Below are 21,602 nucleotides of genomic sequence, written 5' to 3'. Positions count from 1 at the left end.
TTCGCATAATCTATATTATGTTAAATCAATTATCTGGAAAGAAGCCTAGCCTTGAGGTTTGCTGATTTCATGCTGCTCCTCCGCCGCGCTGTCTATCTCGACAACGCGGCTTCTTTTCCGCTGGCTATTTGTTTTGTAGCACCACACTACGGATGTCGACGGCCAGCTGGCGTACCCGCTCTTCGCTGGTATCCCAAGAGCACATGAAGCGTGCGCCGCCGACACCGATGAATGTGTAGAACATCCAGCCGCGGTTCCTCAACGCTTCTAGCGCCAAGGGCGGAATGCTTACGAAGACGCCGTTCGCTTCAACGGGAAACATCAGTTCTACGCCCGGCACGTCGCTGATCAGTTTTGCGAGCAGTTGCGCGCTGTGATTGGCGTGCTCGGCATATTTGATCCAGGCGTTGCTCTCCAATAACCCAACCCATGGTGCGGACAGAAAGCGCATCTTGGACGCCAGCTGGCCGGCTTGCTTGCAACGGTATTCGAAGTCTTCGGCCAGGTCCCGGTTGAAGAACAGGATCGCTTCGCCCACGGCCATACCATTCTTGGTACCACCGAAACAGAGCACGTCTACGCCCGATTTCCAGCTCAAGTCGGCCGGCGACAGGCCGAGAAACGCACAGGCATTAGCGAACCGTGCACCATCGATATGCAGATGCAGCCCAAGCTCTTTGCAGGTATCGCTGATCGCACGGAGTTCGTCGGGCCGGTAAACGGTGCCGATTTCGGTGGCTTGCGTAATGCTGACCACACGCGGCTTGGGGTAATGGATGTCCTTTCGCTTGAGTGCGACTTCTCGAATCGCCGCCGGGGTCAGCTTGCCCTCCTCGGTCCGCGCCACCAGCAATTTGGAGCCGTTGGAGAAGAACTCCGGCGCGCCGCATTCGTCGGTTTCGATGTGTGCAATGTCCCCGCAGATAACGCTGTGATAGCTCTGGCACAAGGATGACAGCGCCAGGGAATTAGCCGCCGTGCCGTTGAATGCGAAGAACACTTCGCAATCGGTTTCGAACAGCTGGCGGAAATGATCAGCGGCACGCGCCGTCCACTGATCATCGCCGTAAGCCCGGTCGTGCCCTTGGTTCGCCCGGGCCATGGCATCCCAAGCCTCAGGACAGATCCCCGAATAGTTGTCGCTGGCGAATTGCTGATTGGCGGTGGTCATTTAAGCCTCTTTTGGGTTGCTGCCTCAGCGAGTGATCGGCAAGAAAATAATGGTGTAAAGCCCCAGAACGCCAAGCATAAAAACCGAAGCGCCCAGCCACAGAATCGAGGCCGCATCGGCATGAATGCGCCCACTCTTCAGCCCGCTGGCACTACGTGTGTAGCGACGTTGCTGAGTGGCCCAGATGTACAGTGCCGTAATCAGCGATACCGCTAACAGCATGCCGACGAAGGCTCCGTGATAGGGCATCCAGCGCAAGAAAAGCGCGCTGACGGCGAGCATGGTGAGCAAGGTCCGCCCCCATGCCAACGATGTGCGTTCCGGCTGCAGGCCGGGGTCTTCGTGCAGTGGCGGACGTGGCAGTTTGGGCTTCAGGCGTCGACGAACGGATATGTACATGTTCAGCCGCGAAGCGCGATGAAACTGATCAGCGTCAACGTGACGAGCGTGCCGCCAATCGACAGTATCGGAATCAGCAGCGGAAACGGCAAAGGCTTGTTGTGGCGCATGGCGCGCTCGATGCTCAGCCAGCGGATGCAAGCCGTTGAGCTGATGAACATGGCCAGCAGCAACAGCGAGATCGACAGGAGCTTGCGTATCTCAAGGGAAAAGACGTCGCCGGTAAAGGCCTCGACTGCCACACCGCCAGCCAGTAGCGCCAGCGATGTGCGGATCCAGGCGAGAAAGGTTCGCTCGTTTGCCAGGGTGAACCGGGGATCGGGCTCCCTTCCGCCAGATAGCAACCGGTGGCTCCAGCGACTTCGTTCCGTCAAGTGATGTGTCTCCCATGGGATTTGGACCAGGCTCATTCAAACAGAAACGTTACCGCCCTGCAGGTTCAATTGTGGTGATTTGAACAACGTGCCAGCCACATCCAGTCACAGCGAAGGCGCGAGTTCTCATGCTACTGTGCGCCATCGAAAACCGCCTTGGAGAGATTCATGCTGCTTCGTCTGGTCACCGCTTTCGTACTCGGCACCGCCGCCCTGCCCGCCATGGCAAACGACCATGCCCACACCCACCATGCAATGACCGGTGCGCCTGCCGTTACGCAAGCATGGTCCCGCGCCATGCCGCCGAGCGCGCCAACTGGCGCCGTGTATTTCACGTTGCGCAATCCGGGCGATAAGCCGGATCGGCTCATCGGCGTGCAGACCCCCCGTGCGGAGAAAGCCGAATTGCATACCCATGTCCATAAAGGCGAGGTCATGCGTATGGAGCGTATCGACGCGGTAGACGTACCTGCCGACGGCGAAGTTGAGTTCAAGCCGGGCGGCAATCACGTCATGCTGTTCAAGCTGAGCGAACCGCTGGTAGCTGGCGAGCAGTTTCCTCTTACGCTGATATTCGAAAACGCTGGTGAGGTGGCCGTCGAGGTTAGCATTCAGCACCAGGCCCCGGAGTCGAACGACAACGGGCACATGCATCACTAAAGCCTTGGCGAATCGGCGCGGCGGGTTTCGGTCCTGCCGCGTCCGTCGATAGAACCACCCTCTTCTCTTTGTCCGTTAGAAATCGGCTGAAGTTGATTGCGGACGACGCAGCATCCCGATCAGAAACCCGTTGGCGTACGCATGGTGACGAACTCTTCGGCTGCCGTCGGGTGAATGCCGACGGTATCGTCAAAGATGCGCTTGGTGGCGCCCGCCTTCAGCGCTACAGCCATGCCTTGCATGATTTCGCCCGCGTCCGGCCCGGCCATGTGGCAGCCCAGTACCTTGTCGGTGTCGGCATCGACCACCAGCTTCATCAAGCTGCGCTCGAGGCTGCCGGTCATCGTCAGCTTCATTGGACGGAAGCGACTTTCGAATAACACGACCTTATGGCCCTGTTCGCGGGCCTCTTCTTCTGTCAGCCCGACCGTTGCCATGTTCGGCAGGCTGAAGACCGCCGTGGCGATGGTGTTGTAGTTGACCGGCCGGTATTCATCGGGCTTGAACAGTTGACGCGCCACCGCCATGCCTTCGGCCAGCGCGACGGGGGTCAGTTGGATTCGCCCGATTACATCGCCAATCGCCAGGATCGAAGGCGTGGACGTTCGGAACTGCTCGTCAACCGCGATGAACCCCCGCTCATCAAGCGCGACGTCGACGTTCTCCAACCCCAGTCCTTCGAGCATCGGCCGCCGTCCCGTGGCGTACAGGATGCAGTCCGCCTCAAGAGTGCGCCCATCTTTCAGCGTGGCGAGCAGGCTGCCATCGGCCTGTTTCTCGATGCGCGCGATGTCGGCGTTGAACTGCAGGTCGATGTCCTTCTTGATCATCTCGTCCTTCAGGTGATCACGCAGCGAGCCATCGAAACCACGCAGGAACAGCTCGCCCCGGTACAGCAACTTGGTATCGGCACCACAGCCATGGAAGATCGATGCGAACTCGACGGCAATGTAGCCGCCGCCTACCACCAGCGCGCGGCGCGGCAGTGCGTCGAGGTAGAAGGCTTCGTTGGAGGTGATGGCGTGCTCGCGACCTGGAATCTCCGGCACGAAGGGCCAGCCGCCAGTCGCGACGAGGATATGTTCGGCGCTGTAGTGCCGGCCTTCGACTTCAACCGTATGGGCGTCGATCAAGCGTGCGTGCGCTTGCAGCAAGGTGACGCCACTGTCGGTCAGCAGGTTCTTGTAAATGCCATTGAGTCGCTGGATTTCATGGTCCTTGTTGGCGATCAGGGTTTTCCAGTCGAAGGTCGCACCATCGATCGTCCAGCCATAGCCTTGGGCCTGGCCGATGTCTTCGGCATAGTGGGCTCCGTAGACCAGCAATTTCTTCGGTACGCAGCCGACGTTTACGCAGGTGCCGCCCAGATAACGGCTTTCGGCGACCGCGACGCGGGCACCGTAGCTGGCAGCGAAACGTGCCGCGCGGACGCCGCCGGACCCTGCGCCGATGACGAAAAGATCGAAGTCGTAAGCCATGAACTGTTGTCTCCCTTGTAGAACGGACAGCATAACCCAGGCCGTTGGCCTGATTCACCGGAGGACTGCCGCATGCCCCCTACCCTGACCCATCTCGCACTGCACGTTCCCGATCTGGATTCCTGCATCGCTTTTTATGAGCAGTTCTGCGGAATGCATGTGTTTCACGAGCGCGCCGGAAAAGGGTCGCGCATCGTCTGGATGGCTGAGCCTGGAAAGGAGCGCGAATTCATCTTCGTAATCATGCCGGGAGGCCAGAACCGTAAGCTGGCTGAAAATGATTACAACCATTTTGGCTTTGCACTGGCGAGTCGCGCCGACGTCGATGCGATTGCGGCATGCGCCAGGCAGGCCGGCTGCCTGATCTGGGAGCCACGTGACGAGCCCTATCCGGTCGGTTATTACTGCGGTGTTCGTGATCCGGCTGGCAACTACGTCGAATTCAGCTACGGCCAGCCGTTGGGTCCGGGCGCCGAGGATATGCCAGCACCGTAAAACGCAAAGGCCACCCGAAGGTGGCCTTTTGGCATGGCGTAGATCAGAACGCCTTGCCAGTGAGGTAGAAGTTCTCGTAACAGAAGTTGGTCGCGGCAATATAGCCTTCGGCGCTACCGCAATCGAAACGCTGACCCTTGAACTTGTATGCCAGCACGCAGCCATCCTGAGCCTGACGCATCAAGGCGTCGGTGATCTGGATTTCTCCGCCCTTGCCCGGCTCGGTCTGCTCGATCAGGTTGAAGATGTCCGGCGTCAGGATGTAACGGCCGATGATCGCCAGATTAGACGGCGCGTCTTCCGGCTTGGGTTTCTCGACCATGTGGCTGACACGGTAGATGTCGTCGCGGATCATCTCGCCGGCGATCACGCCGTACTTGCTGGTTTCTTCCGGCGGCACTTCCTGAATGGCAACGATCGAGCAGCGGAACTGGTTGTACAGCTTAACCATCTGCGCCAGCACCGGATCGCCATCGAGGTTGATGCACAGGTCGTCCGCGAGGACCACTGCGAAGGGCTCGTCGCCGATCAGCGGGCGACCGCTGAGAATGGCGTGGCCAAGCCCCTTCATTTCCACCTGACGGGTGTATGAAAAGCTGCATTCGTCGATCAGTTTACGAATGCCGACCAGGTATTTTTCCTTGTCGGTGTTGCGGATCTGATGCTCGAGTTCGTAGCTGATATCGAAGTGATCTTCCAGGGAGCGTTTGCCACGGCCGGTAACGATCGCGATCTGGCTGAGCCCGGCTGCCAGTGCCTCTTCTACCCCGTACTGAATCAGGGGTTTGTTCACTACCGGCAACATCTCCTTGGGCATGGCTTTGGTCGCAGGAAGGAAGCGCGTGCCATATCCGGCCGCAGGAAAAAGGCATTTCTTGATCATGTGAGTCCTTGAGAAGATTGTTCCGGTTGATGCACTGCGCCTGGATCGGTCAACAGCCATACCCTGCACGTCCTGCCGCCAGCGGCTGACTAGAGGCTACGACCACCGAAACGGCGAGGGGTTCGCACGTTTTTACTGGGCCAGTTCGAGCCCAAGGTCTGCAACCAAACGACCAGCGGTTATTGACTTGCGCACCGCCATAGCTTGATCGGTGACGAGTCGCTTGCCAAGTAGGCGAACGAGACCGGTATTAACCGCGTTTCACGTTCGAGTTGTTGCACAACTTGATGAAGCCAATGCGACGCCGTCATGGAAATCGTCCGTGACGTCACCTGGTTGAACCGTACCTCGGCACGCCGTGCTGCCTTCTTGATCTAGGACAGCCTGCTCGCGGACTAGAATCGGGATAATCGCGCCATGAGGTCGCAGCCGTTGACGACGCCCCACCGGCTATCTCCCCCTATCAACCGCAAGGTGAAACCAGACATGGACCAAACGCCGAGCTTTAACCGCGCCCTGGTCGAGAAGTATGACCGTCCGGGTCCTCGCTATACCTCCTACCCCACCGCGCCGCAGTTTCATCAGGCTTTCGCCATGGACGACTATCGCAGCGCCGCGAAGGCAACCAACGAGGCCGCGACGCCCAAGCCGTTGTCGGTGTATATCCATATCCCGTTCTGCAAGAGTCTTTGCTACTACTGCGCCTGCAATAAAATCATCACCCACAAGACCGATCGCGCGGTCGAGTATCTGGAATACCTCAAGCGTGAAATAAAGATGCAGGCCGCGCTGTTCGATCGCTCGCGCAAACTGACCCAGCTGCATCTGGGCGGTGGCACGCCGACCTACCTCACCAGCGAACAGCTGGCCGACCTGATGGCCGCGCTGCACGACGCTTTCAACATGGACGACAGCGACGATCATGAGTTTTCGCTGGAAGTTGATCCGCGCACCGTCACGCCAGCGCAGATCCATCAGCTGCGCGCGCTGGGCTTCAACCGCCTCAGCTTCGGCGTGCAGGACTTCGATGAGCAGGTGCAGATCGCCGTCAACCGTATCCAGACCGAAGAGCAGACCCGCGAGTTGGTCCAGGCTGCCCGTGACGCGAATTTCAAGTCGATCAGCGTCGACCTGATCTACGGCCTGCCGTTGCAGACCGTGGACAGCTTCAACACCACCCTGAACAAGATCATCGACATCCGCCCCGACCGGATCGCCGCATACAGCTACGCGCATTTGCCTGATCTGGTTCGCGCACAGAAGCTCATTCGCCCTGAAGATATGCCGCCGCCGGAACGCAAGCTGGAGTTGCTGGAGCTGACCATCAAGCGTCTGACCGATGCCGGGTACGTCTACATCGGCATGGATCATTTCTCACTGCCAGAAGACGAGCTGACCCTCGCCCGTGCCAACGGCACGCTACAGCGCAACTTTCAGGGTTACTCGACTCATGCCGATTGCGACCTGATCGGCCTCGGCATTTCGTCCATTGGCAAGGTCGGCGACAGCTACAGCCAGAACGTGAAAGAGCTGTCGCAGTACTACGCACGTTTGAACGAAGGGCTGCTCCCGGTGCATCGCGGCTACAAACTGAGCGAAGACGACCGTCTGCGCCGCGACGTGATCATCTCGCTGATGTGTCACGGCCATATCGACTTCGCCGAAATGGAAAAGCGCTACGGCATTGTCTTCCACGATTATTTCGCCGACTCGCTGGCCAAACTCGCTGAGCACGTCGCCGACGGTCTGGTCGAAATCCGTGACGATGCCGTGGTGCTGTTGCCCCAGGGCCAGCTGATGATGCGCAACGTCGCCATGGCCTTCGATGCCTACCTAGGCGGCGAACAGCGGGGACGATTCTCGCGTACCGTCTGACGAATCCTGCCTGCGCCTCCTGCGTCAGGAGGCGCGCCCACCCGCGCGAACCCCTCGCGCTGTCCATGCTCACCATGATCGAACCACTGATCGTCCCGGCGTTGCCAAATTCGGCGGCAACTGTATAAATACCCAGCTCGACGGGCGATGTTGCCCGCGCTTACCGAACCGGACGTTCGATGCGCCAGGCCCTGGAAAACCCCTTCTATTACCTCGACAACTTCTGCCAGGTACTCGCCTGGGTCGGCGAGCGTCACGGCGACCTGCTGGACGACGACGAACGCGCGTTCCTCGATCGTTTCCCACAGATACCTCAGACCTCGCAAGCCCTGCTGGTGCGCATGGTGATGCGTAAAGGCACGCTGTTTCGTGCCAGCAAGTTGCGCTATGAGGAGATCGGTTGTCCGTTGCAAGCTTCGACCGTCTTGATCGAACACGGCTGGATCGAGGTCGACCCAGTGCTGGATCTCGTCCAGCTGTTCGGTCTGCTGAAGAAAGACGAGCTGCTTCGCGTGTTCGGCGGCACCGTCAACGGACAGCGCAAGAGCGATTTGCTCCAAGCCTTGCTGGCTGAACATGAGCAGGCAAAACCCTTCGCCAGCTGGTGCGACATGCTCGGTGATGCCGCTTTCGGTCTGACCATCAGTGACCTGTGCGACCGGTTGCGACTGATGTTCTTCGGCAATATTCATCAGGACTGGTCCGAGTTCGTGCTTGCCGATCTGGGGATCTTCCGTTATGAGCAGGTCGCCTTCTCCCCCGCTTCTCGTGCGTTCCACGCGCGCGCCGACGTAGATGCCTACTTGCATCTGCACCGTTGCCGCGAACGTTTCGATTCAGGTGAAGCGGTCGAAACCGTGCTGCTGGATATCCCGGCGACGCCATACGCCAACGACTGGCTGGAAAACCGCCGCGGCAAGCTGCTGCTGAGCCTGGCCCGGCAATGCGAGCGCAACGGTGATTTGTCCCTGGCGTTACAGCTGCACGCCGCCAACCGTTACCCCGGAGCACGCGAGCGAACGATCCGCGTGCTGGAACGCTGCGATCAGCCGGAAGCCGCGTTGCAACTGGCTCTGGCCGCTCAGGCCGCGCCTGAAAGCGAGCACGAAGCCCAGCAACTGCAACGCATTCTGCCGCGCCTGCGGCGGACCCTGGGTGAACCCGCTGCGCGCCGCGCCAGCATTGCCCAGCCGGAGCGAATAGACCTGATCTTGCCCAGGCCAGACGGAATGAGTGTCGAGCACGCGGTGCGCGAACACCTGACACACGACGATGCACCCGTCTACTACGTGGAAAACGCGCTGATCAATTCGCTGCTGGGCCTGCTCTGCTGGGAAGCGATTTTCGCGCCCGTGCCCGGGGCTTTCTTTCACCCCTTCCACGCCGGGCCGGCAGACCTCGCTCGGCCCGATTTTCATGCCCGCCGCGCCGAGTTGTTCAGTGAATGCTTGAGTAAGCTCGGCACGGACGAATACCGCGACTGCATACGCCGGGTGTATCAGCAGAAGTTCGGCCTGCAGTCGCAATTCGTCAGCTGGGGGCTGTTCGACGACACGCTGCTGGACGTGGCACTCGATTGCATCCCCGCCGAGCATTTGCGCGCCTTTTTCCAGCGCATCCTGCAGGACGTGCCCAATCACCGCAGCGGGCTGCCGGATCTCGTTCAGTTCTGGCCCAGCGAGCGACGCTACCGGCTGATAGAAGTAAAAGGTCCCGGCGATCGCCTGCAGGACAACCAGAAACGCTGGATCGATTTTGCGTTGCGTCACGCCGTGCCGATTGCCGTCTGCTATGTGCAATGGGCCGAGGGCGACCGTTGAGCTATCGAGTCGCGGTCCGCGCGCTGTGTGAATTCACCGCCAAGACGGGCGATCTGGACCTACGCTTCACGCCCTCTCCCACTGCGCTGGAAGGGATGGCCGGGCACGCCACGGTCACCGCTCGCCGAGCAGAAGGATACGAGCGCGAGGTGGCGTTGGAAGGGACGTACCTGGATTTGCTGGTTCGAGGCCGCGCCGATGGATACGACCCGGTGAAGAATCAGCTCGAGGAAATCAAGACCTACCGCGGCGACCTCTCGCGCCAGCCCGCCAACCATCGCCAGTTGCACTGGGCTCAGGCCAAAATCTACGGCTGGTTGTTGTGTGTATCACGGGAGCTGACCTCGCTGAATGTAGCGCTGGTGTACTTCGATGTGGTGAGCCAGAAGGAAACGCTGCTGGTCGAAACCTACAGCGCGACGCAGCTCCAGACGTTCTTCGAATCCCAGTGCCATAGCTTCATCGCCTGGGCCGAACAGGAGCTGGCTCATCGGCATGAACGGGACCAGGTACTGAGCGAACTGAAGTTCCCATATATCGAGTTTCGCAGCGGTCAACGGCAACTGGCCGAAGCGGTATACAAGGCGGCGTGCACCGGCACGCATCTCATGGCGCAGGCGCCGACGGGCATCGGCAAGACGCTCGCCACGCTGTTTCCGCAACTCAAGGCGTTCCCCGGTCAGCAGTTGGACAAGCTGTTCTTTCTTGCGGCGAAGACTTCAGGACGGCAATTGGCGCTGGATGCGCTGAGCAGCCTGACGAAAGATGCGTCATCGCTGCGTGTATTGGAACTGATCGCACGCGATAAGGCCTGCGAGCACCCGGACAAGGCTTGTCACGGCGAGTCCTGCCCGCTCGCTCGCGAATTCTATGACCGTCTCCCGGCGGCGCGTGCCGAGGCGGTGACGCGTCCGATGCTCGATCAGAACGCACTGCGCGAGACAGCGCTGCGCCACCAAGTCTGCCCTTACTACCTCAGCCAGGAGTTGGCCCGCTGGGCCGATGTGGTGGTGGGCGATTACAACTATTACTTCGACATGAGCGCCCTGCTCCACAGCCTGACGCTGGTCAATCAATGGCGCATCAGCGTGCTGGTGGACGAGGCTCACAATCTGTTGGAGCGCGGCCGGAGCATGTACACCGCAGAGCTCGATATCAGGCACTTCAAGGGCTTGAAAAAAACAGCGCCTGCCGTGCTCAAGACACCGATCGAGCGAATCCTACGCAGCTGGGGCGACCTACATCGCCCGCAAATCGCTACTTACGAGGTTCAGCCGGAACTGCCGCAAAAACTCATCGGCGCGCTGCAACAGGCTATCAGTACAATCACGGATTACCTCGGGGAACAGCCGGCCGGCATCGATCCCGCCTTGCAAAGCGCGTATTTCGACGCGATGCACTTCTGTCGTTTAGCCGAGTCGTTCGGGCCACATTCGCTTTTCGACTGCACGTTGCTGCCACAACGCAGCGTTCATGGCGGTCGTAGCTCGATTCTCTGTATTCGCAACCTATTACCGGCGCCTTTTCTCGGCCCGCGTTTTCGAGAGGCACGATCCTGCGTGCTGTTTTCGGCCACGCTCAACCCGAGGCCGTTCTATTCCGACACCCTGGGGCTGCCGCCGAATCATGTCTGGATCGATGTCGAATCGCCCTTTCGAGCCGAGCAGCTAGAGGTGCGTCTGGCGCGCCATATCTCCACTCGCTTTCTGGACCGCGCCGCCTCGCTGCAGGCCATCGTCGATCTGCTCGCGCAGCAGTATCACCAGCGCCCCGGCAACTACCTGGCGTTCTTCAGCAGTTTCGATTACCTGCAACAGGTGACCAGGCTGCTCGCGGCGCAGCATCCGGATCTGCCGTTCTGGGAGCAGACGCGCGGCATGCCCGAAACGGCTCGCAGCGCCTTTCTTGAGCGCTTCACCGAGGAGAGTTGCGGGATCGGTTTTGCGGTTCTGGGCGGCGCCTTCGCCGAGGGCATTGATCTGCCTGGGAGCAGGTTGATTGGCGCCTTCATCGCGACGCTAGGTCTGCCGCAGATCAATCCGGTGAATGAGCAGATGAAGGCTCGAATGAATGAACTGTTTGGCGCCGGCTACGACTACACCTACCTCTACCCCGGCTTGCAAAAGGTCGTACAAGCTGCGGGCCGAGTCATCCGTACTACCGATGACCAGGGCGTCGTCCATCTAATTGATGACCGCTTTGCACGTCCAAACGTCAGACAACTTCTGCCCGCTTGGTGGAACGCTATTTCTTGATGCCCTTTAGATTTAGATCCCTTCACAGCGCGTCTGGGCCGCAAGGACAGCGCTGCGCCCGCCCTTGCAGCTTAAAAAACCTCCGTTAGACAAAAGTCTCACGCCTTACATTTCTTTACAGATTGCATTGACAAGCATTCGGCTGTCGCCATAATCCGAAATGTCATATGACGACTGATAACAGATATGCGTCAAGACATGCGCCGCCTGCGTGCGGTCGCGCTACATCCCGTCTCGCCTATCGCCGTACGGCTAAGCGGGGCGGATACATCAAAAAAGGGAGCACAACAACAATGACCCCACGCAATCCACTGTCCGCCGCCGTCTTCGCGGGCACGCTGTCGCTGGCACTTGGCATACCCGCTGCTGCTCACGCAGCGGAAGGCTTTGTCGAAGGCAGCAAAGTCACCTTGAACGCACGTAATTTCTACATCAACCGCAACTTCGTCGATCCGGCCTATAACGGTGGTCAGAATAAGGCCGAAGAATGGACGCAGAGCTTCATTCTCAACGTTCAATCCGGTTATACGCCCGGTCCGATCGGCTTTGGCGTCGATGCGCTGGCCATGCTGTCGGTGAAGTTGGACGGTGGTGGTGGCACTTACGGAACCGCACTGCTCCCGACGCACGGCACAGGCGATGATCGTCACCCCGCCGATGATTTCGGCCGCATCGCCGTAGCTGCGAAAGCCAAACTCTCGGAAACCGAAATCCGTGTCGGTGAATGGCAGGTAGTCGTACCGGTATTGCGCGCAGATGACGGGCGTTCGCTGCCGCAGACTTTCGAGGGCGGCATGATCACTTCCAAGGAGATCAGCAACCTGACGCTGTACGGCGGCCAGATGCGCCAGAACAGCACCCGTGATAATGGCAGCATGGACGACATGACATATCGCGACGGACTGAACGGCATCACTGCAGAGTCGGATCGCTTCAACTTCGCTGGTGGCGAATACGCCTTCACCGATCAGACCAAGGTCGGCCTGTGGCATGCCCGCCTCGAAGACATCTACCAGCAGAGCTACGTCCAGCTGCTGCACACCCAGCCCATCGGTGACAACCTCGCCTTCACGGCGAATCTCGGCTACTTCACCGGCAAGGATGAAGGTAGCGCGCTGGCCGGTGACCTGGACAACAAGACCTATTCCGGTCTGTTCGGCCTGCAAACCGGTGCCCATACCTTCTACGTCGGCCTGCAGAAAGTCAGCGGTGATCAGTGGATGCGCGTCAACGGTACCAGCGGCGCTTCGCTGGCCAACGACAGCTTCAACTCCGCCTACGACGCTGCCGATGAGCGTTCCTGGCAGCTGCGCCATGACTACAACTTCGCAGGTGTTGGCATTCCTGGGCTAACTCTGATGAACCGCTACATCAGCGGCGACAACATCACTACCACAAGCGGTGACGAAGGCAAGGAATGGGGTCGCGAGTCCGAACTGGCTTACACCGTGCAGAGTGGTGCGCTCAAGAACCTGAACATCAAGTGGCGTAACTCCAGCATGCGTCGGGACAGCTCGTTCAGCACCAACGAGTTCGACGAGAATCGTCTGATCTTCAACTATCCGATTTCGATCCTGTAAGCAGCATTCACCACGCTGGACGCAACACTCCTCGCTCCTGTTGCGGAAACTTTGCCCGTCCTTGTGACGGGCTTTTTTCGTCCAGGTGGACGGAGAAACGGGTGGGAAGTCTTGTTGGAGCGGCTGCACCTTTCGCTGAGGCGTGGCGCCGGGCGGCTGAATCCCGCCGATGATCTTTGCCGCCTGCATATGGCGCAGGGCTTACGCTTCGGCCGAGACGATAAGCAGCCCGCTTCTACTATCGCGAGCGGCTCGTCCTTTCGACGCTGATCCGGCAACCGATTCGCATGACTTCGCCGGGTGCCAGGGTGCGCATTCCGTTCGCCATCGGATCGCTCATGCCGAGCGCGTTGTTGGCGTGGGAAACCGGTTCCATCGCGAAAAAACCCATTTCCGCAGGCGGGGTGAACACCACCAGATGCCTCATTTCGCTCGTCATTGTTAGCTCGATACCTTTGCCCGGCCAACCGATCCGCGCCGGCCCATTCCAACCGACGAAGCAGTTGTCCAGGTTCTGTGACTCCAGGCGCCGTGGCTGCTGAAAATCCCACTGGGCCGGCACTTCCTTCAACTCAGCTGGCAAGTTTCGCTCATCGCTCAGCCAAACCGACTGCGCGGAGAATTGCAGCATGCACGTGTCATGGCGGGCGAAATACGGGTGCCAGCCGAGGCCAGCCGGCATCGATCGCGTGTCGATGTTGCGCAGGCTCAGGCGTAAATCGACGCCCTGCTCGTCCAGGCGCAGCTCATGTTCGAGCTCAAAGGCGAACGGCCAGTCCAGCGCCGCTTCGCCGTCGGGTCGATGGGTGAAATGCAGGTTCAGGTTGGCGCCGCCCTGTTCGGTCACGCTCCAGGCGCGCTTCCAGGCAACGCCATGAATCGGCAATGGGTGTTCGGCAGACAGGCTGCGCAGTGGATAGCGTTGGCCTTCGTGCTCGAAGGCAGCGTCACCGATCCGATTGGAAAAAGGTGCCAGCACGAAGCAGCCGGTGCGGCGCACGTTATTGGTACCGTCCCAGGGGCGCAGCAGATCGATCCCGTCGTAGGCCAGGCGCGTAATCGCCCCGCCCAGCGGCGGGCAGATCGACAATCGTAGCGGCCCTCGTTGCAGGTGCGTTTCGAACAGATCGGGCGGCGGGCTTTGCATGCTGAGGCTCCTGGGATTTGTCATGGAACGGTTCAAGTCTGCAGGGCCGAATTCATTCGGCCGCAGAGGTGCAGGGCCGAACAAGTTCGGCCCTGCACTTCCGAATTTCTTATTAAGACTAAGCCATTAATATAAAAGACAAATAATTATGGAACGGCCCAGGTCCGTAGGGCCGAATTCATTCGGCCGCAGAGGTGCAAAGGCCGAACAAGTTCGGCCCTACAGATTCCCGAATCCCGTCCTTCAACCCCGTCGCGACGAAGATCCGAACGCACCGGTTGCGCGCGCTCACACAGCCGTTACCAACTCTCCACGTTCGATAAACGCATGCAGATTAGCGAATAACAGTTCTTCCATCGCTAATCGCGTTTCCGCAGTGGCACTACCGATATGCGGGAGCAGGACGACATTGGGTAGCTCGAACAAAACCGGCGGCACCTTGGGCTCTTCAGCGTAAACATCGAGCCCCGCGCCGCCGAGCCGTCCCTCAACTAGCGCCTCGACCAGCGCCGGTTCGTCCACGACCGAGCCGCGGGACACGTTGATCAGGATGCCGTTCGGGCCAAGCGCGTCCAATACGTCCCGATCGATCAGGTTGCGTGTGCTCGCCCCGCCCGGGCAAGTCAGCACGAGAAAATCACTCCAGCGCGCCAGCTCGTTCAGACTCGGCTCATAACCGTAAGCGCTGCCATCGACCGGTCGACGATTGTGGTAACGCACCTGCATGTCGAAACCACTGGAACGCTTGGCTACCGCCTCGCCGATGCGGCCAAGGCCGACGATACCGAGCCGTTTGCCGCTGACACTGGTCGCCAGCGGCAAACCGCCGGAAAGCCATTCGCTTGCGCGGACAAAGCGGTCGGCACGCGACATCTGCCGCGCACAGTCGATGATTAGCCCGAACGCCAGATCCGCCACGCAATCGTTGAGCACGTCCGGCGTATTGCTCACAGGAATGCCGCGTACCCGCGCCGCCGCCACGTCGATGGAGTCATAGCCGACCCCGAAGCTGATGATCGCCTGCAGGTTGGGCAAGCGTTCGATCAGAGCCGCCGAGCACCCGAAACGCGGAGGTCACCACGACCTCGATGCGGTGACCCTGACGATCGAGCAACGCATCAGCGTCCTGCTCCCAGATGCGCAGTACCTCATGCTCGGCAGCCAGGCTGCGGTTGAAACGTTCGGTAAGGGGGCCAAGCTGGAGAATGCAGGTCACGGGCTACCTCGATAGTGAGCGGTGGCTCGCACGATATCTGCGACACCTATGGCCGCTTCGATCTTGCGAAATAAGAGCATTCGGCAGTGTACGTATCTTCCGCCTAGGTCACCGTAGGGGCGAATTTATTCGCCCTGATCCAGTGCCGAGCTTTGGTTGAACAAGTTCAACCCTACATAGGCCGTGCAAATGTTGCCTGTAGGGGCGAGCCTCGCTCCCTCCGCGAAGCTCTTGGCCGAACGAGTTCGGCCCTACATCAACGTATGCTAAGTGCGGGAGTCAGGTGATTGGTGCCGGGTTGAACAAGGTGATGTCGTTGTGAATCCTGTGCCGCTCGGCCCAGGTCTTCTTCCGGCCGCTGGCGACATCCAGATAGTAGTGGAACAGCTCCCAGCCCAGCTCCTCGATGCTGGAACGCCCAGTGGCGATGCGCCCAGCGTCCACGTCGATCAGGTCTGGCCAGCGCTCGGCCAGCTCGGTACGGGTCGAGACCTTGACCACCGGCGCCATGGCCAAGCCATAAGGCGTACCGCGCCCGGTGGTGAACACGTGCAGATTCATCCCAGCTGCCAACTGAAGCGTGCCGCAGACGAAGTCACTGGCCGGTGTCGCGCAATAGATCAGGCCCTTACCGCTGAAGCGTTCGCCTGGGCCGAGTACGCCATTAATGGCGCTGCTGCCGGACTTGACGATGGAGCCCAGAGATTTCTCAACGATATTGGACAGGCCGCCCTTCTTGTTGCCCGGCGTGGTGTTGGCGCTGCGATCCGCCGCGCCGCGCTCCAGATATTGGTCGTACCAGTCCATTTCACGCACCAGCGCTTCGGCCACTTCCGGCGTTTCGGCGCGTGAGGTGAGCATGTAGATGGCGTCGCGCACTTCGGTCACTTCGGAAAACATCACCGTGGCGCCCGCGCGGATCAGCAGATCCGAGGCGTAGCCCAGCGCCGGATTGGCGGTGATACCGGAAAAGGCGTCGCTGCCACCGCATTGCATGCCGAGGATCAGCTCGGAGGCCGGTACGGTTTCGCGCTGGCGGCGATTCAGCTTTTGCAGCCGCGTTTCGGCCAGGGCCATGATCTGTTCGATCATCTCCCCAAAGCCGGTGGTGGACTCCTGCAGGCGGTAGAGCCAGGGCTCGCTGAGATCGACCGAGGCGTCGCCCTCGTGCATCACCTGCTCGGCCTGCAGCTTCTCGCAGCCGAGGCTGATAACCAGGGCTTCGCCGCCAAGATTCGGATTGCGCGCCAGATTGCGCACGGTGCGGATCGGGATGTAGGCGTCCTTGGCGTTGATCGCCACGCCACAACCATAGCTGTGCGTCAGCGCGACGACGTCGTCGACGTTGGGGTATTTGGGCAGCAGCTCCTTGCGGATGCGCGCGACCGCATGATCGAGCACGCCGGTCACGCATTGCACAGTGGTGGTAATGCCGAGCACGTTGCGCGTGCCTACGGTGCCATCGGCGTTACGGTAACCCTCGAAGGTGAAGCCTTCGAGCGGCTCGAGCCGTTGTGGCACGGCGTCTGACATTGGCAAGCTGTCGAGGGGCGGCGCCGAGGGCATGCGCAGCTGGGTTTCCTTGACCCATGATCCGCAGGCGATAGGTTCGAGCGCGTAACCGATGATCTGCCCGTAACGGCATACCGGCTGGTCAGGGGCGATGTCCACCAGCGCGACCTTGTGGCTTTGCGGCACCGATTCGACCGTGACCAACCCATCTGAGAAGCGAGCTCCGGTCGGTACGCCACCATCGTTGACCACCACGGCCACGTTATCCGCCTCGTTCAGACGAATATAACGAGGTGAATCTTGGTGTTGAATTAGTTCGGCGGTTTCGTTCATTTAAGTCTCCGGTATGGCCCCGGTTATTGTTTTCGGTCGCGTTGCGGAGGCGTTCGCGAGCAAGCTCGCTCCTACGGTTGCAGTGCCGTTCTTGTAGGAGCGAGCTTGCTCGCGAAGCGGCCTGCATGGGCTCGAATCAGCGCACCATGCACGGTCGCTTGTTGTTGAAGGTCCAATCCGAAATCAGGAACTGCATGGCGATGGCATCGTCGCGTGCGCCAAGTCCTTTCTCCAGATACAGCTCATGGGCTTTCTGCAGCGCATCCATGTCCAGCTCGATCCCCAGCCCTGCCTTGGCCGGCACGGCGACCTTGCCACCAACGATCTGCAACGGTTCACGGGTCAGGTATTGGCCGTCCTGCCAGATCCAATGGGTGTCGATCGCGGTGATCTTGCCCGGCGCCGCAGCGGCCACGTGGGTGAACATCGCCAGCGAAATGTCGAAATGATTGTTGGAATGCGAGCCCCAGGTCAGGCCCCAGTCATTACACATCTGCGCCACACGCACCGAACCGCTCATGGTCCAGAAGTGCGGATCTGCCAGCGGGATGTCCACCGATTGCAGCTGAACGGTGTGACCCATCTGTCGCCAATCGGTCGCGATCATATTGGTCGCGGTTGGCAGGCCAGTGGCACGACGGAATTCAGCCATGACTTCACGACCGGAATAACCGTTCTCGGCGCCACTCGGGTCTTCGGCATATGCCAGCACGCCGTGCAGGTCTTTGCACAAATCGATGGCCTCGGCCAGCGACCAGGCCCCGTTGGGGTCCAGCGTAATGCGGGCATCGGGGAAACGCTCAGCCAGCGCACGGATCGCCTTGACCTCTTCGCTGCCCGGCAGCACGCCGCCCTTGAGTTTGAAATCCTTGAAGCCGTAACGCTCGTAGGCCGCTTCGGCCTGACGTACGACCGTCTCGGGGGTCAATGCTTCTTCATTGCGCACCCGGAACCAGGCGTCGCTGGCATCCGATTCGTCGCGGTAGCCGAGGTCAGTCTTGTTGCGATCGGCAATGAAGAACAAATAACCGAGCATCTCGACTTCGTCGCGCTGTTGCCCATCACCGAGCAAGGCCGCAACCGGCACGTTGAGATGCTGGCCGAGCAGGTCCAGCAATGCCGACTCGATTGCGGTAATGGCATGAATGGCGATACGCAGATCGAAAGTCTGCAGGCCGCGGCCCGCGACGTCGCGGTCGGCGAACGCCTTACGGGCCTGATTGAGCAGACCATTGAAATTGCCGACCGACTGACCGACAAGGATGGCACGTGCATCTTCCAGGGTCTGGCGAATCGCCTCGCCACCGGGGACTTCACCGACTCCGGTGTTGCCGGCGCTGTCTTTGAGAATGAGGATGTTGCGGGTGAAATACGGACCATGTGCGCCGCTCAGATTGAGCAGCATGCTGTCCTGACCGGCGACCGGAACCACCTGAAGTTCGGTGACGACCGGAGCGCCTCGATTCGCAGAGTTGTTCATACGCTTCTCTCTATTGTTCTTATGGTCCGCTGCGCGAAAACGAATCTGCCGCCATGGATGCAACTCGCCAAGTTGCATCACATGAAGCGGCACGGCTGATCAGCCGATGTAGGTGGTCTTCACCGTCGTGTAGAACTCCTGGGCATAGCGCCCTTGCTCACGCGGGCCGTAGGACGAGCCTTTGCGGCCACCGAACGGCACGTGGTAATCCACGCCGGCAGTCGGCAGGTTGATCATCACCATCCCGGCCTGGGAATGACGCTTGAAGTGATTGGCGTACTTCAGCGAGGTGGTGCAGATACCGGCAGACAGCCCGAACTCGGTGTCGTTGGCCATCGCCAGGGCTTCGTCGTAATCCTTCACGCGGACCACGTTGGCCACCGGTCCGAAGATCTCTTCACGGCTGATGCGCATGTCGGCGGTGCTGTCGACGAACAGTGTCGGCGCGAGGAAGTAACCTTCGGTGCCGCACTTGACGCGTTCTCCACCACAGGCCAGGCGTGCGCCCTCTTCCTTGCCGATTTCGATGTACCGCAGGTCTTGTTCCAGCTGGGCCTCGGAAACCACCGGACCGACGTCCACGCCCTGCTCCAGGGCCGAGCCGACCTTGATCTTCTTGATGCGCTCGATCATGGCTTCGACGAAACGGTCGTAGATGCCTTCGGTGACGATAATGCGGCTGGACGCGGTGCAGCGCTGGCCGGTCGAATAGAAGGCGCTCTGGGTGGCCAGCTCGACGGCGGTGTTGAGGTCGGCGTCATCGAGGATGATCTGCGGATTCTTGCCGCCCATCTCCAGCTGAACCTTGGCATGACGGCCTACACAGGTCGCGGCGATGCCACGTCCGACACCAACCGAGCCGGTGAAGCTGACGCCATCGACGCGTTTGTCGTTGACGATGGCTTCGCCGACTTCACGGCCCTTGCCCATCACCAGATTGAACACGCCTGCCGGAAAGCCTGCGCGGGAAATGATTTCGGCGATGGCCCAGGCGCAGCCAGGGACCAGATCAGCCGGCTTGATGACCACGCAGTTGCCGTAAGCCAGCGCCGGAGCGATCTTCCAGGCCGGAATGGCGATGGGGAAGTTCCAAGGGGTGATCAGGCCGATCACGCCCAGTGGCTCACGGGTCACCTCGACGCTCACGCCCGGACGGACCGATTGCAGGGTTTCGCCGGCCTGACGCAGGCATTCGCCAGCGAAGAACTTGAAGATGTTACCGGCGCGAGCCACTTCGCCGATGGCTTCGGGCAATGTCTTGCCCTCTTCGCGGGCCAGGAGCGCGCCCAGCTCTTCGCGGCGGGCAAGGATTTCCAGACCGACTTTCTCAAGCGCATCAGCGCGTGCCTGGATGCCCGACGTAGACCACGCCGGGAATGCCTTGCGTGCTGCTGTGACGGCGGCCTCGACCTGTGTAGCGTCCGCCTGGGCGTATTCGCCGATGACGTCCGAGAGATCGGATGGATTGATGTTGGCCTGATAGTTCTTGCCGGTTACCCACTGGCCATCGATGTAGTTGTCGTAACGTTTTACGTCTGCCACGGAGCTCTCTCCTGCGTGAGGTCCGCCGACCGCGCCATGCCAATGGATGGCGGGCGCCGGCGGCGGGTGGGGCGAGTGATAGATCGGGCTGGACCGTTATTGAGCGCCCTGCTTTTCGACCAAAGCGGCGAGCGCTTCGTATTCTTCAGGTCGCAGCTCGGTCAAGGGTGCGCGAACCGGGCCGGCATCGTAACCAGATATACGCGCGCCGGCCTTGACGATGCTGACCGCGTAGCCCTTGCAACGGTTGCGGATGTCGAGATACGGCAGGAAGAAATCATCGATCAGCTTACCGACGGTTTCGTGATCCTCGCGGGCGACGGCATGGTAGAACTCCATCGCCATCTTCGGAACGAAGTTGAACACCGCAGATGAATAGACCGGAACGCCGAGCGCCTTGTATGCCGCGGCATAGACTTCGGCAGTCGGCAGGCCACCCAGATAGGTCAGACGCTCGCCGAGACGACGACGGATGGACACCATCAGCTCGATATCGCCCAGGCCGTCCTTGTAACCGATCAGGTTGGGGCAGCGGTCGGCCAGTTGCTCGAGCAGCGGCGCAGTCAGCCGGCAAACGTTGCGGTTGTAGACCACCACACCGATATTGACCGACTTGCACACCTCCTCGACGTGTCTGGCGACACCTTCCTGGCTGGCTTCAGTCAAGTAGTGAGGCAGCAACAGCAGACCTTTCGCCCCCAGACGCTCCGCTTCCTGGGCATAGGCGATGGCCTGACGAGTCGGGCCGCCGACACCAGCGAGGATCGGCACCTGCCCGGCGCAAGTATCGACAGCGGTCTTGATGATGTCCGGATATTCCTGAGGTGTCAGCGAGAAGAATTCGCCAGTGCCACCCGCAGCGAAAAGCGCCGTCGCACCATAAGGCGCCAGCCATTCCAGGCGCTTGATATAACCGGCACGGTTGAAGTCGCCCTGCTGGTCGAAATCGGTGAGCGGGAAGGACAGCAGACCAGAAGAGAGGATGGCCTTCAGTTCTTGTGGATTCATTGTTCGAGCATCCTAATGAAACTAATCGGTATGAGTGGGGCCGCAGCCTTGGAGATAGGTTATCGTACAACTATTATGAATGCTAGCCGTTTATAGAAAGTTTCTCGAGCGGCTCATGGCAGCGCCTCTGAACGACATGGAGCGACCGGTACACGTCCGATGATGCTTCGATGGCAAAGCAGTACCAAAACGCAATAAAGGCTGCTTAACCGATGAATCGCAAAGATCCTGTTTGGGACGTTTCAATTGTTTGACATCCACCCAGAGCGCTGCTAAAAAACCAATCAAGTCATACGACAACGTATAACAAAAACTGAGCTCAAGAGCCATGAATCACTCCCACCCTCCTCTAGCGATCAAGCTGTCTCTTACGC

Annotated in this window: 16 protein-coding genes and 1 pseudogene; 6 read left to right on the top strand and 11 right to left on the bottom strand. The window is 60.0% G+C overall.

The features are described from left to right. Positions 1 to 124: 124 nt before the first annotated feature. From NA647_RS18675 to NA647_RS18665, 3 genes are read right to left on the bottom strand one after another with little or no spacing between them, the layout of a single operon-like run. Positions 125 to 1,171 carry a threonine aldolase family protein gene (locus NA647_RS18675; protein ID WP_256059038.1) on the bottom strand — a complete coding sequence of 349 codons (1,047 nt, stop codon included), beginning with the start codon at positions 1,169 to 1,171 and terminating at the stop codon, positions 125 to 127. A 24-nt stretch (positions 1,172 to 1,195) separates the two neighbouring features. Further along, positions 1,196 to 1,570, bottom strand: coding sequence for a DUF202 domain-containing protein (locus NA647_RS18670; RefSeq protein WP_256059037.1), 375 nt, complete (start codon positions 1,568 to 1,570; stop codon positions 1,196 to 1,198). A gap of 2 nt (positions 1,571 to 1,572) precedes the next feature. Continuing rightward, positions 1,573 to 1,980, bottom strand: coding sequence for a YidH family protein (locus tag NA647_RS18665; RefSeq protein WP_423836494.1), 408 nt, complete (start codon positions 1,978 to 1,980; stop codon positions 1,573 to 1,575). Positions 1,981 to 2,112: 132 nt separating this feature from the next. Here NA647_RS18665 and NA647_RS18660 point away from each other — a divergent pair, with 132 nt between their 5' ends. Beyond that, on the top strand, positions 2,113 to 2,604 hold the full coding sequence (locus NA647_RS18660) for a copper chaperone PCu(A)C (protein ID WP_256059035.1): 492 nt from the start codon (positions 2,113 to 2,115) through the stop codon (positions 2,602 to 2,604). A gap of 119 nt (positions 2,605 to 2,723) precedes the next feature. Here the strand turns inward: NA647_RS18660 and gorA are convergent, their stop codons facing one another. Continuing rightward, the gene (gorA, locus tag NA647_RS18655; protein WP_256059034.1) at positions 2,724 to 4,082 is read right to left on the bottom strand and encodes a glutathione-disulfide reductase; all 1,359 of its coding nucleotides are present in this window, start codon (positions 4,080 to 4,082) and stop codon (positions 2,724 to 2,726) included. 72 nt (positions 4,083 to 4,154) lie between these two features. Here gorA and NA647_RS18650 point away from each other — a divergent pair, with 72 nt between their 5' ends. Beyond that, positions 4,155 to 4,577 (top strand): VOC family protein, encoded by a 423-nt coding sequence (locus NA647_RS18650; RefSeq protein ID WP_256059033.1) that lies wholly within the window; start codon positions 4,155 to 4,157, stop codon positions 4,575 to 4,577. 43 nt (positions 4,578 to 4,620) lie between these two features. Here NA647_RS18650 and galU read toward each other — a convergent pair whose 3' ends face one another. Beyond that, positions 4,621 to 5,460, bottom strand: coding sequence for a UTP--glucose-1-phosphate uridylyltransferase GalU (gene galU, locus NA647_RS18645; RefSeq protein WP_256048557.1), 840 nt, complete (start codon positions 5,458 to 5,460; stop codon positions 4,621 to 4,623). Positions 5,461 to 5,946: 486 nt separating this feature from the next. Between galU and hemN the strand changes: the two genes are divergently transcribed. The 4 genes from hemN (at position 5,947) to NA647_RS18625 (ending at position 12,990) form a co-directional block, all read left to right on the top strand. Beyond that, positions 5,947 to 7,335, top strand: coding sequence for an oxygen-independent coproporphyrinogen III oxidase (gene hemN, locus NA647_RS18640; RefSeq protein ID WP_256059032.1), 1,389 nt, complete (start codon positions 5,947 to 5,949; stop codon positions 7,333 to 7,335). A gap of 179 nt (positions 7,336 to 7,514) precedes the next feature. After that, a complete protein-coding gene (locus NA647_RS18635; protein WP_256059031.1) occupies positions 7,515 to 9,155 on the top strand; it encodes a VRR-NUC domain-containing protein in 1,641 nt (546 codons plus the stop codon). Beyond that, positions 9,152 to 11,410, top strand: a complete 2,259-nt coding sequence (locus tag NA647_RS18630; protein ID WP_256059030.1) for an ATP-dependent DNA helicase — start codon at positions 9,152 to 9,154, stop codon at positions 11,408 to 11,410. The genes NA647_RS18635 and NA647_RS18630 overlap by 4 nt, the downstream gene beginning before the upstream one ends. A gap of 293 nt (positions 11,411 to 11,703) precedes the next feature. Next, the gene (locus NA647_RS18625; RefSeq protein ID WP_256059029.1) at positions 11,704 to 12,990 is read left to right on the top strand and encodes an OprD family porin; all 1,287 of its coding nucleotides are present in this window, start codon (positions 11,704 to 11,706) and stop codon (positions 12,988 to 12,990) included. 238 nt (positions 12,991 to 13,228) lie between these two features. On the opposite strand, the gene NA647_RS18620 is transcribed toward NA647_RS18625, so the two are convergent. From NA647_RS18620 to kdgD, 6 genes and pseudogenes are all read right to left on the bottom strand, one after another. After that, complete coding sequence (locus NA647_RS18620) at positions 13,229 to 14,137, bottom strand: aldose 1-epimerase (protein WP_256059028.1); 909 nt, start codon at positions 14,135 to 14,137, stop codon at positions 13,229 to 13,231. Positions 14,138 to 14,425: 288 nt separating this feature from the next. Then, positions 14,426 to 15,353: pseudogene (locus NA647_RS18615) on the bottom strand (2-hydroxyacid dehydrogenase). A gap of 279 nt (positions 15,354 to 15,632) precedes the next feature. Continuing rightward, positions 15,633 to 17,198: a galactarate dehydratase gene (gene garD / locus NA647_RS18610; protein ID WP_256059027.1), complete on the bottom strand. Its 1,566-nt coding sequence runs from the start codon at positions 17,196 to 17,198 to the stop codon at positions 15,633 to 15,635. 136 nt (positions 17,199 to 17,334) lie between these two features. Beyond that, positions 17,335 to 18,678 carry a glucarate dehydratase gene (gene gudD / locus NA647_RS18605; RefSeq protein ID WP_256059026.1) on the bottom strand — a complete coding sequence of 448 codons (1,344 nt, stop codon included), beginning with the start codon at positions 18,676 to 18,678 and terminating at the stop codon, positions 17,335 to 17,337. Positions 18,679 to 18,777: 99 nt separating this feature from the next. After that, complete coding sequence (locus NA647_RS18600; RefSeq protein WP_256059025.1) at positions 18,778 to 20,220, bottom strand: aldehyde dehydrogenase family protein; 1,443 nt, start codon at positions 20,218 to 20,220, stop codon at positions 18,778 to 18,780. A 96-nt stretch (positions 20,221 to 20,316) separates the two neighbouring features. Then, positions 20,317 to 21,228 (bottom strand): 5-dehydro-4-deoxyglucarate dehydratase, encoded by a 912-nt coding sequence (kdgD, locus tag NA647_RS18595; RefSeq protein ID WP_256059024.1) that lies wholly within the window; start codon positions 21,226 to 21,228, stop codon positions 20,317 to 20,319. Positions 21,229 to 21,602: the final 374 nt, after the last annotated feature.

It is taken from the genome of Stutzerimonas stutzeri (assembly GCF_024448985.1).
Classification (GTDB): domain Bacteria; phylum Pseudomonadota; class Gammaproteobacteria; order Pseudomonadales; family Pseudomonadaceae; genus Stutzerimonas; species Stutzerimonas stutzeri_AP.
Note: the sequence above shows the minus strand (reverse complement) of the source record. Positions and strands in the feature narration are given on the sequence as shown.